General features: G+C 72.6%; 14 protein-coding genes and 1 riboswitch. Of the genes, 6 read left to right on the plus strand and 8 right to left on the minus strand.

Features of this window, described 5'->3' with window-relative positions:
- The first annotated feature begins 140 nt into the window (after nucleotides 1-140).
- Nucleotides 141-232: riboswitch (ZMP/ZTP riboswitch) on the plus strand.
- 22 nt (nucleotides 233-254) lie between these two features.
- Entirely contained in the window at nucleotides 255-1,106 is an 852-nt protein-coding gene (gene folP / locus ACH34T_RS00885; RefSeq protein ID WP_395989955.1) for a dihydropteroate synthase, read from the plus strand.
- Between the two features lie 42 nt (nucleotides 1,107-1,148).
- On the opposite strand, the gene ACH34T_RS00890 is transcribed toward folP, so the two are convergent.
- The 3 genes from ACH34T_RS00890 to ACH34T_RS00900 form a co-directional block, all read right to left on the minus strand.
- Entirely contained in the window at nucleotides 1,149-3,206 is a 2,058-nt protein-coding gene (locus tag ACH34T_RS00890; RefSeq protein WP_395989956.1) for an MMPL family transporter, read from the minus strand.
- 191 nt (nucleotides 3,207-3,397) lie between these two features.
- Nucleotides 3,398-4,054: a response regulator gene (locus ACH34T_RS00895; RefSeq protein ID WP_395989957.1), complete on the minus strand. Its 657-nt coding sequence runs from the start codon at nucleotides 4,052-4,054 to the stop codon at nucleotides 3,398-3,400.
- Nucleotides 4,051-5,238: a sensor histidine kinase gene (locus ACH34T_RS00900; protein WP_395989958.1), complete on the minus strand. Its 1,188-nt coding sequence runs from the start codon at nucleotides 5,236-5,238 to the stop codon at nucleotides 4,051-4,053. The genes ACH34T_RS00895 and ACH34T_RS00900 overlap by 4 nt, the downstream gene beginning before the upstream one ends.
- A 296-nt stretch (nucleotides 5,239-5,534) precedes the next feature.
- On the opposite strand from ACH34T_RS00900, the gene ACH34T_RS00905 reads away from it, so the two are divergent.
- Nucleotides 5,535-5,915 carry a VOC family protein gene (locus tag ACH34T_RS00905; protein ID WP_395989959.1) on the plus strand — a complete coding sequence of 127 codons (381 nt, stop codon included), beginning with the start codon at nucleotides 5,535-5,537 and terminating at the stop codon, nucleotides 5,913-5,915.
- 13 nt (nucleotides 5,916-5,928) lie between these two features.
- Here ACH34T_RS00905 and ACH34T_RS00910 read toward each other — a convergent pair whose 3' ends face one another.
- The 3 genes from ACH34T_RS00910 to ACH34T_RS00920 all read right to left on the minus strand — a co-directional run bounded on the left by ACH34T_RS00910 (nucleotide 5,929) and on the right by ACH34T_RS00920 (nucleotide 9,116).
- On the minus strand, nucleotides 5,929-7,464 hold the full coding sequence (locus ACH34T_RS00910) for an MFS transporter (RefSeq protein ID WP_395989960.1): 1,536 nt from the start codon (nucleotides 7,462-7,464) through the stop codon (nucleotides 5,929-5,931).
- A gap of 171 nt (nucleotides 7,465-7,635) precedes the next feature.
- The gene (locus ACH34T_RS00915) at nucleotides 7,636-8,274 is read right to left on the minus strand and encodes a response regulator (RefSeq protein WP_395989961.1); all 639 of its coding nucleotides are present in this window, start codon (nucleotides 8,272-8,274) and stop codon (nucleotides 7,636-7,638) included.
- Nucleotides 8,271-9,116, minus strand: coding sequence for a sensor histidine kinase (locus ACH34T_RS00920; protein ID WP_395989962.1), 846 nt, complete (start codon nucleotides 9,114-9,116; stop codon nucleotides 8,271-8,273). The genes ACH34T_RS00915 and ACH34T_RS00920 overlap by 4 nt, the downstream gene beginning before the upstream one ends.
- A 517-nt stretch (nucleotides 9,117-9,633) precedes the next feature.
- On the opposite strand from ACH34T_RS00920, the gene ACH34T_RS00925 reads away from it, so the two are divergent.
- From ACH34T_RS00925 to ACH34T_RS00935, 3 genes are all read left to right on the plus strand, one after another.
- The gene (locus ACH34T_RS00925) at nucleotides 9,634-9,963 is read left to right on the plus strand and encodes a hypothetical protein (RefSeq protein ID WP_395989963.1); all 330 of its coding nucleotides are present in this window, start codon (nucleotides 9,634-9,636) and stop codon (nucleotides 9,961-9,963) included.
- Nucleotides 9,960-10,115, plus strand: coding sequence for a hypothetical protein (locus ACH34T_RS00930; RefSeq protein ID WP_395989964.1), 156 nt, complete (start codon nucleotides 9,960-9,962; stop codon nucleotides 10,113-10,115). The genes ACH34T_RS00925 and ACH34T_RS00930 overlap by 4 nt, the downstream gene beginning before the upstream one ends.
- A gap of 79 nt (nucleotides 10,116-10,194) precedes the next feature.
- Nucleotides 10,195-10,317 (plus strand): hypothetical protein, encoded by a 123-nt coding sequence (locus ACH34T_RS00935; protein WP_395989965.1) that lies wholly within the window; start codon nucleotides 10,195-10,197, stop codon nucleotides 10,315-10,317.
- 56 nt (nucleotides 10,318-10,373) lie between these two features.
- On the opposite strand, the gene ACH34T_RS00940 is transcribed toward ACH34T_RS00935, so the two are convergent.
- Nucleotides 10,374-11,438 carry a LacI family DNA-binding transcriptional regulator gene (locus ACH34T_RS00940; RefSeq protein WP_395989966.1) on the minus strand — a complete coding sequence of 355 codons (1,065 nt, stop codon included), beginning with the start codon at nucleotides 11,436-11,438 and terminating at the stop codon, nucleotides 10,374-10,376.
- Between the two features lie 134 nt (nucleotides 11,439-11,572).
- Entirely contained in the window at nucleotides 11,573-12,481 is a 909-nt protein-coding gene (locus tag ACH34T_RS00945) for a hypothetical protein (protein ID WP_395989967.1), read from the minus strand.
- 107 nt (nucleotides 12,482-12,588) lie between these two features.
- Between ACH34T_RS00945 and ACH34T_RS00950 the strand changes: the two genes are divergently transcribed.
- A complete protein-coding gene (locus ACH34T_RS00950) occupies nucleotides 12,589-14,034 on the plus strand; it encodes a hypothetical protein (protein WP_395989968.1) in 1,446 nt (481 codons plus the stop codon).

A 14,034-nucleotide genomic window follows, 5' to 3' on the forward strand; every position in this document is an offset into this window, starting at 1 on the left:
GTGTTAGCCAAGAACCTACGAGCCGAGACCCCGCCAGGACGGTTCTTGACCCTAAGTGGCCAATGCGTCGCTCTGTGCTGGCCGACACAGTGGGTCAGGCGGGAGCTCCTGCCCCGGAGAATTCAGCTCTTGGTAAAGTGCGATCGAGCCGTGACTGGCGTCTTGGGATGGATGTAACCATCGGGAAGCGGCTCCGTTTCAAGATGTTGTGCCGTGCGCCTGGGCTTCTGGTCGAAACTAGGAGAAGCGGCGCTATGCGGCATCCGGATCCCTCCCTCCTTCTTCCCTCGGCTCGGCCTCGGCTGATCGGCGTCGTCAACATCACCGCCGACTCGTTTTCGGACGGCGGCAGGTTCCTGGACGCCGAAGACGCGGTGGCGCACGCCCGGCGATTGCGCGCGGAGGGCGCCGACGTCATTGAGCTCGGCCCTGCGGCGAGTCATCCGGATTCGCAGCCGGTGTCCGCCGATGAGGAGATACGGCGGCTGGCCGGCGTCATCGACGAACTGGTCGCTGATGGCATACCGGTGTCGGTGGACTCCTTTCGTCCCGAGACCCAGCGTTTTGCCGTCGCACGCGGGGCCGATTACCTCAACGACATCCAGGGCTTTCCCGATCCTGGCCGGTACCGGGAGTTGGCCGGCATGAGCTGCCGGCTCGTCGTCATGCACTCCGTCCAGCGGACAGGGCCCGCCACCAAGGTGCTGACCGATGCAGAAACCGTGTGGACGGGCATCGAGCGGTTCTTCTGCAAGCGCCTGACCGCACTTCAGGCGGCGGGCGTCAACCCGGAACGGCTGGTCATCGACCCTGGACTCGGCTACTTTCTCGGGCGCACTCCAGAGCCGTCGGTAATGGCCCTGTCGCGGCTGCGGACGCTGAAGTCCCGCTTCGGCCTGCCGGTCCTGGTATCGCCTTCGCGCAAGTCGTTCCTCCGGGCGCTCACCGGGCGCGACCTGGAGCGTATCGGTCCCGCCACGTTGGCGGCGGAACTGTATGCCGCACGTCAGGGTGTGGACTTCATCCGCACTCACGACGTCGCCGCCATCAGTGACGCGCTGACCGTCTTCAAAGGTCTGGACGAACACAACGCGGGCCCCCGATGACCAGGCACAGCAATGACAAACCCGGCGGTGGGCTTGTCGCTGTCAGGGGGATTCGGTCAGGCCGTGGCGTGCGTGCCAGCGGGTCATGGCGGGCGGTGCCCACCAGGCCCGCCGGCCCAGGACGGTCATCGTGGCGGGCACGATGAGCATCCGCACCACGGTGGCGTCCAGCGCGATGGCCAGCGTGAGGCCCAGGCCGATCTGTTTGATCGGGGAGAAGCCGCCAAGGGTGAAGCAGGCGAAGACCACCATCAGCAGCAGGGCCGCGCAGGTGACGACCCGGCCGCTGCGCTGCAGGCCCAGCGCCACCGCGGAGTCCGGGGTGGCGCCCTCGCGCCGCCACTCCTCGCGGATCCTGGCCAGCAGGAACACCTCGTAGTCCGTCGACAGCCCGAACGCGATCGCGGCGATCAGGATCGGGGCGGTGGAGTCGAGGGCGCCGAGCCCGCTGACGCCCAGGTGACCGTCCTGGAAGATCCAGACGACCAGGCCGAGGGCCGCGCCCAGGCTCAGCGCGTTCGACAGCACGGCCTTGACGGGGAGCAGGACCGAGCCGGTGAAGGCGAACAGCAGGGCCAGGGTCATGATGACGCTCACCAGCAGCGCCCACGGCAGCCGGGCGCCCACCATCGCCTGGTAGTCCACGATCTTGGCGGCGGCGCCGGTCACCGTGACGGGGAAGGGGGCGGGCAGGTCGCGTACGTCACGCACCACCTGGCGGGCGACCGAGCCGTCCTCGGCGGGCTGGCCGGCCGGGACCCTCGGGATCACGGACAGGACGGTGACGCCCGGCCGCGGCGAGCGCCCGGTCACCGAGACGACGCCCGGCAGCGTGCGCACCCGGTCCTGGAACTGGCGGGCCTGCGACGAGCTGGGGTCGGCCTGGGCGACGACGGTCACGGGGGTGGCGACGGCCGCGGTGCCGAAGTGCCGGACGGCCTCGTCGAACAGCTGGCGGGAGGGGGCGCCGGCGGGCAGGGACCGCGCGTCGCCGTTGGACAGGTGCAGCTCGGCGGCCGGGCTGGCGATCACCAGCAGGCCCGCGGCGAGGACGAGCATGACCGCCAGCGGCCGGCGTTGGACCATGCGGGCCATCGTGCCGAAGGTCCGGCCCTGGTGCCTGCGCTCGCGCGCCGGGCGGATCCGCTTGCCGAAGCGGACCAGCAGCGCGGGCAGCAGGGTGAGGGCCGCGAGCATGTCGACCCCGACCACCGCCGCGCCGGTGAACCCGACGCTGCGCAGGAACGGGTCGGAGAAGACCAGCAGGCCGGCCAGTCCCGCGGCGACCGTCAGGCCGGAGAACAGCACGGTGCGCCCGGCGGTGGCCATGGTCTTGTCCACGGCGGCGCGGACGTCCGGCTCGGTGGCCCTGGCCTCGCGGAACCGGGTGACCATCAGCAGGGCGTAGTCCACCGCGAGCCCGAGCCCCAGCATCGTGGTGATCTGGATGGCGTAGACCGAGACCTCGGTGATCTCGCTGATGCCGTACAGGATGAGGAAGGTGGAGCCGATCCCGGCGATCGCCACGATCAGCGGCAGCCCCGCGGCCAGCAGACCGCCGAAGACCACCAGCAGCAGCACCAGCACGATCGGCAGCGACAGCGTCTCGGCCTTCTGGAGATCCTTCTGGGCCTGCGCCTTGGTCTCGTCGCCGAGCAGCGGACCGCCGCCCACCCGCACGGTCGGCGCGTCGATGGTCCGCAGCTGAGCGGCCACCCGCTTGGCCACCGCCACTGACACGTCGTCGTCGCCGCGTACGATCCGGACGCTGATCGCCAGCGCCCGGCGGTCCGGCGCGGGCGTCTGGCTCGTCCCGAGGACGCCGTCCAGCTGCCGGACGCGCTGTGTCGCCCGCTCGACCGAGTCCCGCAGCGGTGCGTCGTCGACGGAACGGCCGGCGACGACGGCGGTCACGGTGTGCGAGGCGGCCTCGAACCTCTGCAGTTGCTCGGCCGTCCGCGACGACTCGCTGCCGGGCGCGGTACCGGTCAGATCGGTCATCCGCTCGAAGACGCCGGTGCCCACGACGAATCCCGCGGCGATGACGGCGATCCATACGGCGATGACGGTGAGGGGCCGGCGAGCGATCAGTGTCTTCATGACAAGCTCCTGTGATGGGGGCTTCTCATGCTTCGCGAATCCGCAGGTCAGAACATCGCCGACAAGAGCGGACTCATCGTTCACCCGATCGGCTGATCCGTCCCCGCCGCCGTCCCTCGCGCGGCTGAACGGCCGCCCACGGCGTGGCTAGCGGTCGGCGACGGCGTGGCTGGCGGTCGGCGACGGCGTGGCTAGCGGTCGGCGACCACCAGGCCGGTTTCGTACGCGCAGATGACGGCATGCACGCGGTCGCGGAGGTCGAGCTTGGTCAGGATGCTGCTGACGTGGCTCTTGGCGGTGTGCTCGCTGACCCCGAGTTCGGCGGCGATCTCGGCGTTGGACATGCCGCGGGCGATGAGCTCCATGGTCTGCCGCTCGCGGGCCGACAGCGTGTCCAGCCGGTCGTCGGCGGGCGGCCTTGGGCGGTGGGACCGTACGACGTCGGCGATCAGTCGCCGGGTGACGGTGGGAGCGAGCAGCGACTCGCCCGAGGCGACGACCCGCACCCCGTGCACCAGGTCCTCCATGCGGACGTCCTTGAGCAGGAAGCCGCTGGCCCCCGCCTGGAGGGCGGCGAACACGTAGTCGTCCTGGTCGAAGGTGGTGAGGATGAGGACCTGGCTCTCGGTCTCCGCGCAGACCCGCCGGGTGGCCTCGATCCCGCCGAGCCGGGGCATGCGGATGTCCATCAGCACCACGTCGGGCCGGTGCTCGCCGGCCGCGGCGACCGCCTCTTCCCCGTCGCCGGCCTGGGCGACCACGCTGATGTCCGGCTGGGCCTCAAGGATCATGGCGAAGCCGCCGCGTACCAGTTCCTGGTCGTCGGCGACCACCACCCGGATGCTCATGCGGACATGGTGCCCGAAATCGGTCTCCCGGTCTCCCCGGCGGGGAGCTCCGCGGTCACCACGAATCCCACCCCGTCCGGACCGGGCCCGGCCTGAGCGGTCCCGCCGCAGGCCTGGGCCCGTTCCCGGATGCCGACCAGGCCCTGGCCGCCGCTCCGGTATGGGCGACCGCCGCGGCCCCGGTCCGCGACCTCGATCCGCAGCCGCCGGGGCGTCCAGCTCAGCCGGACCTCGGCGGTGGTCCGCCCCGCGTGCTTGACGGTGTTGGTCAGCGCCTCCTGGACGATCCGGTACGCGGCGACGTCGGCGTCCGGCGCCATGGGCCGCGGCGTTCCCGCCACCTTGAGCCGCACCTCCAGCCCGGCCGCGCGTACCTGCTCGACCAGGTCCTCCAGCGAACCCGAGGCCGGCCGCCGGTCGTTGCCGGCGTCGGCCTTCAGCAGTCCGAGCAGGCGGCGCAGCTGGGCCATCGCGTCTCGCCCGGCGTCACCGATCGCGGCCAGGACGGTCTCCACCCGGTCCGGATCGGTCCGTACGACCGCGCGTCCGGCCTCGGCCTGGATCACCATGAGGCTGACGGCATGGCCGAGGATGTCGTGCATGTCGGCGGCGATCCGGGCCCGTTCGCGCGCGGCGGCCCGCTCGGCCTCGGCCGCCCGCTCGCGTTCCAGCGCGCGGGCCCGTTCCTCCAGCGTGACCGCGTAGATCCGGCGGGTGCGGGCGGCCGCGCCCAGCGCGTAGGCGGCGATGACCGTCAGCACCGGGAAGTGCTCCCCCAGCACCGTCTCCTGGAGCGAACCGGCCGCGAACAGCGCCCCGAGCGGTGCCGTCACCAGCGTGAACGTCCGTTCCCACGGCTTACCGCGATCGGCGACGGTGTAGACGGCCAACAGCACCCCGTAGTGGATGGGCTGGCTTGGCAACGACTCGCTGTTCTCGTACACGATCGCGGCGACGCCGACCGCGGCCAGCACGAGGAACGGCGCCCGCCGCCGCCCCAGCAGCGGGACGGCGGTGGCGGCCGACAGCAGGTATCCCCACCAGGGCCGCTCGTAGGCCCTCCCTTCGTCGGAGAGGTTCAGGACGGTGAGCTGGGTGGCCATCACCAGCACGGCGAGGCTCAGGTCCACCAGCCGCGGATCGACACGTCGCAGCCTCGCGGCCAGCGCATCCAGCGGGCGCATCGGGTCTCCCCTCACGGATCTGGCCCGAGTATGGTCCGCGTCCCGGCCGCCGCGCTTCCCTCGTCCGGCGGATCGGCGAACCAGCCGTACGACTGACCCCTGGCCTTCGTCCCCAAGGCCAAGATCACGCCCGGTCGCCGTACGGCCGCGGAGGTCGCCGTACGGCCGCGGAGGTCGCCGTACGGCCGCGGAGGTCGCCGTACGGCCGCGGAGGTCGCCGTACGGCCGCGGAGGTCGCCGTACGGCCGCGGAGGTCGCCGTACGGCCGCGGAGGCAGGAGTGTTTACGGTGGAGTGATGAGCGTCCGACTCAACCACACCATCGTGCACGCGCGGGACAAACGGAAATCAGCGGTGTTCCTCGCCGACATCCTTGGCCTTCAGCCGCCGACCGCCTACGGGCCGTTCATGGTCGTCCAGATCGACAACGACGTGTCACTCGACTACGTCGACGACGCGGGCCCGATCCAGGTGCAGCACTACGCGTTCCTGGTCGGCGAGACCGAATGGGACGAGATCTTCGCCCGCATCTGCGAGCGGGGCCTGCCGTACTGGGCCGACCCGTTCAAGACCAGGCCCGGAGAGTTCAACACCAACGACGGCGGCAGGGGCGTCTACTGGGAGGACCCCGACCGCCACATGCTGGAGATCATCACGGTGCCGTACGGCGGCGGATGACCCGCTGCGAGATTCAGGTGAGGGCATCAGACGTCTCCGGCGTGCTCTCGGTCTCCTCGCGGACGGGGGCCTGTTCGTGGCGGGTCAGCAGACCGATCACGATCGCTCCGGCGGCGACGATGGCGGCGCTGATCAGAGTCGTCACCTGTAGTCCGGTGGTGAAGGCGTCCCGTGCGGCATCCAGCATCTCGGGGCCGGCCGGTCCGGGAAGCCGTTCCGAGGTCTCGACGGCGCCGGCGAGACTCTCCCGGGCCGCGCTCTCGGCGGCGGGCGGGACCCCGGCGGGCAGGGAGTCGCTCAGGCCGCTCCGGTAGATCGCCGTTCCCAGGCTGCCGAGCAACGCCAGCCCGGCGGCGAGCCCGAACTCCTGGCCGGTCTCCGAGATCGCCGAGGCCGCGCCGGCCCGCTCCGGTGGCGCCGTGGAGATGATCCGGTCCATTGCCAGGAGGATCCATGGGCCGAAGCCCAGGCCCATCACGACCAGCCCGGTGATGACCCAGGCCAGGCTGCCGATGCTGATCAGCAGCACGCCGGCCGCGACGACGCCCATGGATCCCGCCAGCACCACCGCCGGGCGGAACCTGCCGACGACCCTCGGCGCGAACTGGGTGCTCAGCAGCACCGAAGCGGCCTGCGGCAGCATCCACAGACCCGCTTCAAGGGGCGACAGGCCCCGGACCAGCTGCAGGTACTGGTTGACGAAGAGCATCACGCCGCCCATCGCGATGAGCCCCACCATCATCGAGGCGAGCGAGACGCTGAAGTTGCGGTAGCGGAACAGCCGTAGATCGATCATCGGGTCGGCCAGGTGCCGCTGCCGACGCACGAAGACGACGCCAAGGGCAAGGCCGAGCACGATGGTCACCGCCACTGTCGCGTCCGTGCCATGGGTGGCGATGCGCTTGACGCCGTAGATGAGCGAGAGCACGGTGCCCAGGGAAAGGACGGCGCTCAGAAGGTCGAGCCGTCCGGCCTCCGGGTCGCGGTACTCGGGCAACAGGAACGGCCCGGCGAGCAGCAGGATCGCCATCACCGGAACGCCCAGCAGGAAGACCGAACCCCACCAGAAGAACTCCAGAAGCAGCCCGCCGACCAGCGGACCGATCGCGGACCCCACCATGAACCCGCCCATCCAGACGGCCAGGGCCTTGGTGCGTTCCGCGTCATCGGTGAACATGTTGCGGATCAGCGACATGGTCGACGGCATCAACGTCGCCCCCGCCACGCCGAGCAATGCGCGGGACACGATGAGCATCTCGGCGGTCGTGGAGTACGCGGCCAGCAGGGACGCCACACCGAAGGCGGCCGCGCCGGCCAGCAAGACCCTGCGCCGCCCGATCCGGTCCCCCAGCACCCCCATGCTCACCAGGAATCCCGCGATCATGAAGCCGTAGATGTCCAGGATCCACAGCAGCTGGTTCGCGGTCGGGCCCAGGTCGGCGCTCAAGTGCGGGACCGCCAGATGCAGCACGGTCATGTCGATCGAGATGAGCAGCGTGGGCAGAGTGAGCACAATCAGCCCGATCCACCGCCTGCGAACGGCCACCATATCCGGTCCTTCCTTGCTCGGGGTTCAGCCGTCCGGCCGCGCGGGCGGCCAGTCGCCTACGAGTAAGAAGCCGTCAATTGAGCACTCCATTCCGTGATGTGCCTGACTCGGCCGAAGGTCTCACACCGACTCGGTCACACGACCTAGGCGGGGTCGGGGCCGTGGCGCGGGTCAGGATCGGCCGAGGCCGGCGTCGCGGGCGCGGACGATGGCTTCGGCGCGGTCGGCGACCTGCATCTTGGTGAAGATGCTGGAGATGTGATTGGCGACGGTCTTCGGGGCGATGGCGAGGCGGTGCGCGATCTCGCCGTTCGGACGGCCCGCGGCGATGAGGTCGAGGACGTCGCGCTCCCGGGCGGTGAGGCCGGGGAAGGGGTGGCGCGCCGCGGGCGGGGTCGCGAAGAAGCCGAGCACCCGGCGGGCCACGCCGGGGCCGAAGACGGCCTGGCCGGAGGCGACGGCGCGGATGGCCTGCGCGATGTCGTTCTGCTGGGCGCCCTTGAGCAGGTAGCCGCGGGCGCCCGCGCGCATCGCGGAGAAGACCGAGTCGTCGTCCTCGTACATGGTGAGCATGAGCACCGCGGTCTCGGGCGCCGTCCGGACGATCTGGCGGGTCGCCTCGATGCCGTCCAGGCCGGGCATCTGGATGTCCATGACCAGGACGTCCGGCCGGTGCTCGACCGCCAGCCGGACGGCGGCGCGGCCGTCGGCGGCCTCGGCGACCACGGTGAGGCCGCTGATGGAGTCGAGCAGCGCCCGCAGCCCGCTGCGCACCACGGGATGGTCGTCGGCCAGCACGATCGTGATCATGATCCTCCCAGCGGCAGCGCGGCGGTCACCCGGCCGCCGCCCGGGCCGGGACCCGCGGTGCAGGTGCCGCCCAGCTCGGCGGCGCGTTCGCGCATCGACCGTATGCCGACGCCGGGCCGCCATTCGCGGCCCGGCCCGGTCCCATCGTCGGCCACCTCCACGCACAGGCGCCCGTCGGCGCGGATGCGCACGTCCACCCGGGCCGCGCCGGAGTGCCGGACGGCGTTGGTGAGGGCCTCCACCGCGATCCGATACGCCGCCGCCTCGACCGCGGCGGGCAGCGCGGGCAGGCCGTCGGCCTCGACCCGGACGGCCAGGTCCGGGCGTTCGAGCTGGGCGGCGCGCTGCCGGATCGCGCCGGCCAGGCCGAAGTCGTCCAGGGCGGGCGGCCGCAGGTCGTGGACCAGCCGCCGGATGTCGTCGATGGCCTCGGCGCGCAGCTCGGCGATGAGCGCGCGGGCGGAGGCGGGGTCGGAGTCCAGCAGGTTGCCCGCAGCGTCGGCCTTGAACGCGACGCCGGTCAGCACCGGGCCCAGGCCGTCGTGCAGATCGCGGCGCAGCCGCCGCCGTTCCTCCTCGCGGGCCGTCACCAGGGCCTGGCGGGAACGCTGTACCTGCTCCGAAAGCACGACCGAGTGCACCGCGACCGCGAGCGGCGCCGCCAGCAGCTCCAGGACCGCGCGATCGCGGCCGCCGAGCCGCCGTTCCCCGGCGCGCAGCCCGATGACCAGCTCACCCACCCGGTCGCCGCCGTAGGTGAGCGGGACCGTGTGCAGCGACTCCGGTGCGGTGCCGGAAGCTGCGAACTCGGTGTTGTGGCCGCGCAGCGCGGCGAACGGCACATGGCCTCATGATGAGGCGCGCCGCCCCGGTTTGTCCTGGGTGCGTACTCCCAGGAAGGCCGGGAGATCCTCCCGGCCCGCCAGCGGCCTCGGCCCATGCACACCGGAACGGCGCGACCGGACACTTCGGGCATCAGGAAACGACCCACCCACTCCGGAGGCTCTCCATGACCGCCACCACGGCGGCGCCGACGCGGGCGACCGTCCCGCTGAACCGCGTCGCGCTCGCGCTGCTCGTACCCGTCGGTCCGCTGGCCGTCGGGGTCCTGCGCGCCATCCTGCCCTACTCCACGACGGACGGCTCCGCCGAGCTCGCCGCCAAGACGTCCGCCCACCAGGGCGCGCAGGGCGCAGTGCTCTGGCTCATCCTCATCGCCCTCCTCACCCTGGTGCCGGGGACGATCGCCATCGGGCTGCCGGCCGTCCGGCGCTCTCCACGGCTGGGAACGGCCGGGCTGGTGCTGGCGGTCGCCGGGTCTCCTCCCTGTACGCCATCGGGATCAGCGACCACGTCGCGTTGTCGGCGACGCGCACCGGGCTCGCATCCGCCGAGACGGCACGCCTGCTCGACGACCTGCAGGCCCTGCCCACCGTCGCGGCGGGCAGCGGCCTGTTCGTCGCCGGGCACATCCTCGGCGTGGTGCTCCTCGGGATCGCGCTGTGGCGCGGCCGGATCATCCCGGCCTGGGCGGGGATCGCCCTGATCGCCTCCCAGCCCCTCCATGCGATCTTCGCCGCCGCCCTGCCCAACGCCACCCTGGACGGGCTGGCCTGGGGCCTCACCGCGGTCGGCTTCGCGGCCGCCGCCCCGGCCGTCGCCCGCGGCGCGGACAGGAGCGCGCGATGAGATCCGGCACCATCACCATCGGGCTCGTGCTCGCGGCCAACATCCTGTCCTCTACCTGGAGCGACCTCGCGACGAGCGGGTTTCGGACGGGAATGGGCGATCGGGCGGCGGCGTTGGGACACGTGTCGCGAGCCAGCGGGCCTGCGGTCTAGACCATTTTGCGGAACCGGGCCGGTCATCGGGAACATTTCCCTTGTTTCGGCCGACCCGAACAGGAGGACAGCGGTAACGATGAGCAATCCCTTGGCGAACCCTCGTCGCACCAAGGTCGTGGAGTGGCCCGAGCAGCCGCCGGCGGACGCGGACTCCACGCCTCCCGCGGAGGCCGAGGCGAAAGAGGACGCCACGCGTTGACGGCCGCACGGCCGATAGATCAGGACCCGTCCGGAGTCTCCGGGCGGGTCCTCTGCTCACCGGGGGCGGCTCCCGGACGGCGGAGCGGTGCTGGCGCGGAGCACGACCTCGCCGGAGACGCGTTCGATGCGGCTGCGGCGGGACGCGGGCTCGCGGAGCGCCAGGCCCATGACGCGCTCGCCCATCGCGTCCAGCGGGAGCGCGACGGTGGTGAGGGCCGGGGTCAGGTCGCGGACGATCGGGATGTCGTCGAAACCGGCGAGCGAGATGTCCCCCGGCACGGACAGGCCGTGGTCGCGGAACGCGGCGAGCGCGCCGATCGCCATCACGTCGCTGACGGCGAACACGCAGGTCGGACGGTCCTCGCGGCGGACCAGCCCGGCCGCGGCCGCGTAGCCGCCGTCGCGGGTGAAGCCCGTCTCGACGATGTGCTCGGGCAGGACGCGGGCGCCCGCGGCGGCGAGCGCGCCGGTGAAGCCGTCCAGCCGGTCGGTGACGGTGGTGAGCGTGCGCGGCCCGGTCAGCACGCCGAAGCGGCGGTGGCCGAGGTCGAGCAGGGCGCGGGCCAGGGCGGCGGCGCCCTCCCGGTTCTGCGGCAGGACGGCGTCGGCCCTGAGCCCGCGGTGCCGGCTGAGGACGGCGACGCGCCCGCCCGTCCGCTGGTACGGGTCCAGCTCGGCGGCCATCGACCGCTCCCAGCCGCGGTCCTCGAAGCCGGACCCGATGAGCAGGATCGCGCGCGCCCGCTGGGCCCGCAGCATCGCGACGTACTCGACCTCGCGGACCGGGTCGTGGAACGTGCCGGCGAGCATCACGAGCATGCCGTGCTCGGCGGCGGCGCGCATCACGCCCTGGGCGATGGCGGCGAAGTACGGGTCGCTGACGTCGTGGCACACCACCCCGACGGACGTGCTGGACGAGCTCGCGAGCGCCTGCGCGTGCGCGTTCGGGGTGTAGCTGAGGTCGGCGGCGGCCGCGACGACGCGCTCCCGCAGATCGGCGCGGACCTGCGAGGTCCCGTTGAGGACGCGCGACGCGGTGGCGAGCGAGACGCCCGCCCGCCGCGCCACGTCCTGCAGGGTCACGTATGCGCGTCCGCTGGGCCGGTGCTCCTCCGTCATGAGCGCCCCCATCGTCGCGGGGCGGCGCGGCGGACCCTGGCGAAGGCCCTCGCTGACCACGCCGTGCGACCTTTCTCACCGTACCCTCGAAAGCGCTTTCCAACGGCGGCTGACATCGGGGGCCTGCCCGGCGGTTAGGGGCAGAGGCGGGTCGTGTAGAGGCCCTCGTCGGTGGCGGTCAGGAGCGTGCCGTCCGGGGTGAGGGCGAGGTCGTTGACGGGGGCCGGGACCTTGACGCGGTGGGACGGCGCGGCGGTCGCGGCGTCCCAGGCCAGGACCGTGCAGGGGTCGCCCTCAAGGCCCGCGGCGACCAGGAGGCGGCCGGCGGCGCCGGTCGCGGCCACGCGGTCGCAGGGGCCGGGGGCCGTGAGGACGGTGAGCCGGTCGCCGTCCAGGCCGCGGACGTGCAGCGCGTTCTCCACCGGCCGGACGAGGACCAGGCCGGACGCCGACGGCGCCAGCACCGCGCGGGCGGACGGAACGGCCACGACGTCCTCGCCGCGCTCCACGTCCAGGACGACGACGTCCGCGCCGCCGGCCAGGGCGACGAGCGGGCCGCTCGCGGGGGCGGCGTGCAGGGCCGAGCGGTCGATGGCCGTGCGGTGGCCGAGCCAGAGGGCGAACTCGGCCAGGCGGTGACCGGTCAGGGCGTCCCAGACGACGACCTCGGCGTCGGTCGCCGGGCCGAAGACCGCGACGACGGCGCCGCGGCCGCCGTGGACGGCGAGGGCGAGCAGGTCGGGCTGGCCGTCCAGGACCAGTTCGCGTCCGGTGCGGACGTCCTGGACGTGGACGCGGTCGCGGTGCGTCCAGGCCACGGCCGGCGATCCGGCGGGGACGCCGAACGTCCATGCGGCGCGGTCGGCGGGGAAGCCGGGGACCGGCGGGCCGAGGGCGGCGCCGGTCGTCAGGTCCCAGGCCTGGCCGGTGTTCGCGTCGTGGGCCGTCCGGGACGTGAACGCCAGCGGTGGCCCCGCGGCGGTGGCGGCGACGCCGTCGAACGACCCGTCCGCCAGCGGGGCCGCCTGCACGCTTTCCGGCATGCGACGGAGGGTAGGGCACCGGCCTCAGATCGTTCCACGAAGTGGCGAAACCTTGCCTATCCGGTATGCCGCCGCGATACGTCCGGGTTGGGCTAGGTTCGTGCGGCGTGGAACCGGTTGATCTCACCCCTGTCGAGCGGCGCGTCTGGCGGGCCTTCCCCACCGGAACGCCGGTCGACCTCCGGGACGGCGCCGACGACGACCCGGAGAACGGTGCCGCCTGGGGCCCCGGGCGCACCGTGCGGGCCGAGGTGCTGCGCAAGCTGCTGCTGAGACCGCCGGTGGACGGCGACGTCGCGGCGCTGCGGCTGACGGGCGCGCGCATCGTCGGCGTGCTCAGCGCGTACTACGCGACGGTCGAGCATCCCGTGCGGCTGACCGCGTGCCATTTCGAGGAGGCGCCCATGCTCTTCGGGGCGCACCTCAGGCGACTGAATCTGTCCGAGTCATACCTACCGGGACTGGACGCGGGCGGCGTGCGGGTGGACACGACGCTGCGCCTCACCGACTGCCGGGTCCCCGGGGAGGTCCGGCTCATCGGCGCGCGGTTGTCCGACGCCCTCTTCATCGAGCGGGCGCGCCTCGGCCGGGCGGACGGGCCGCGCCGGGAGGTCCTGCAGCTCAGCCACTCCACCATCGAACGCGACGTCGTGGGCGACGAGCTGGTGGTGCACGGGGAGGTCCGGCTGGACGGGGCGCGGGTGTCCGGCAGGGTGAAGCTGGACGACGCCGTGATCGCCAACCCGGGCGGGTTGTCGCTGTGCGCCGACAACCTCACCGTCGGGACGGACGTCATCGCCACGCGCGCCCGGTTCGACGGGGAGGTGAACCTGCGCGGCGCGACGATCCCCGGGCTCCTCGTCTTCACGCAGGCGCGGCTGTCGTCGCTGCGCGCGACCAGCGCCACGATCGGGGAGGTGTGGCTGCGCGAGGGCAGGGTCGACGGCGAGGCCAACCTGCTCCGCGGGGCGTTCGGGCTGCTCCACGTCCCGCCGGGCGCGCTGGGCGGCACGGTCTGGCTGGACGGCCTGACCTACGGCGCGCTCGCCCCGCGCCTCCCCGCGAAGGTGCGCATCGCGATGCTGGAACGGGACGCGGAGGGGTACGTCCCGCACGCCTACGAGCAGCTCGCCGCCGCGTACCGGCAGGCAGGGGACGACCGGGCGGCGCGGAACGTGCTACTCGCCAAGCAGCGGCGGCTCCGCCGGACGCGTCCCGGGTACGCGCGGCTCTGGGGCTACCTGCAGGACGTGACGGTCGGGTACGGGTTCCGTCCGGTGTGGGCTGCGGCCTGGCTGGCCGGGCTGCTGGCGGCGGGCGCCGCGGCGTTCGGGTCGCGTCCGCCCGAGCCGCTGAAGGCCGACGAGCATCCGCCGTTCAACGCGCTGTTCTACACGCTGGACCTGCTGCTGCCCATCATCGACTTCGGCCAGGAGAAGGCGTTCAAGCCGTCCGGCGGGTACCAGTGGCTGGCGTACGGGCTGGTCATCGGCGGCTGGGTGCTCGCGACGACGATCGCGGCCGGTGTCAGCCGGACGATCAGCCGCCAATAG

Origin of the sequence: Actinomadura sp. 9N215, from assembly GCF_044326345.1 — a bacterium.
Classification (GTDB): Bacteria; Actinomycetota; Actinomycetes; order Streptosporangiales; family Streptosporangiaceae; genus Spirillospora.

What these genes read in the sequence shown, in the direction of transcription:
- folP (WP_395989955.1), top strand. Translation starts at nt 255, where the DNA reads ATGCGGCATCCGGATCCCTCCCTCCTTCTTCCCTCGGCTCGGCCTCGG.
- ACH34T_RS00890 (WP_395989956.1), bottom strand. Translation starts at nt 3,206, where the DNA reads ATGAAGACACTGATCGCTCGCCGGCCCCTCACCGTCATCGCCGTATGG.
- ACH34T_RS00895 (WP_395989957.1), bottom strand. Translation starts at nt 4,054, where the DNA reads ATGAGCATCCGGGTGGTGGTCGCCGACGACCAGGAACTGGTACGCGGC.
- ACH34T_RS00900 (WP_395989958.1), bottom strand. Translation starts at nt 5,238, where the DNA reads ATGCGCCCGCTGGATGCGCTGGCCGCGAGGCTGCGACGTGTCGATCCG.
- ACH34T_RS00905 (WP_395989959.1), top strand. Translation starts at nt 5,535, where the DNA reads ATGAGCGTCCGACTCAACCACACCATCGTGCACGCGCGGGACAAACGG.
- ACH34T_RS00910 (WP_395989960.1), bottom strand. Translation starts at nt 7,464, where the DNA reads ATGGTGGCCGTTCGCAGGCGGTGGATCGGGCTGATTGTGCTCACTCTG.
- ACH34T_RS00915 (WP_395989961.1), bottom strand. Translation starts at nt 8,274, where the DNA reads ATGATCACGATCGTGCTGGCCGACGACCATCCCGTGGTGCGCAGCGGG.
- ACH34T_RS00930 (WP_395989964.1), top strand. Translation starts at nt 9,960, where the DNA reads ATGAGATCCGGCACCATCACCATCGGGCTCGTGCTCGCGGCCAACATC.
- ACH34T_RS00935 (WP_395989965.1), top strand. Translation starts at nt 10,195, where the DNA reads ATGAGCAATCCCTTGGCGAACCCTCGTCGCACCAAGGTCGTGGAGTGG.
- ACH34T_RS00940 (WP_395989966.1), bottom strand. Translation starts at nt 11,438, where the DNA reads ATGACGGAGGAGCACCGGCCCAGCGGACGCGCATACGTGACCCTGCAG.
- ACH34T_RS00945 (WP_395989967.1), bottom strand. Translation starts at nt 12,481, where the DNA reads ATGCCGGAAAGCGTGCAGGCGGCCCCGCTGGCGGACGGGTCGTTCGAC.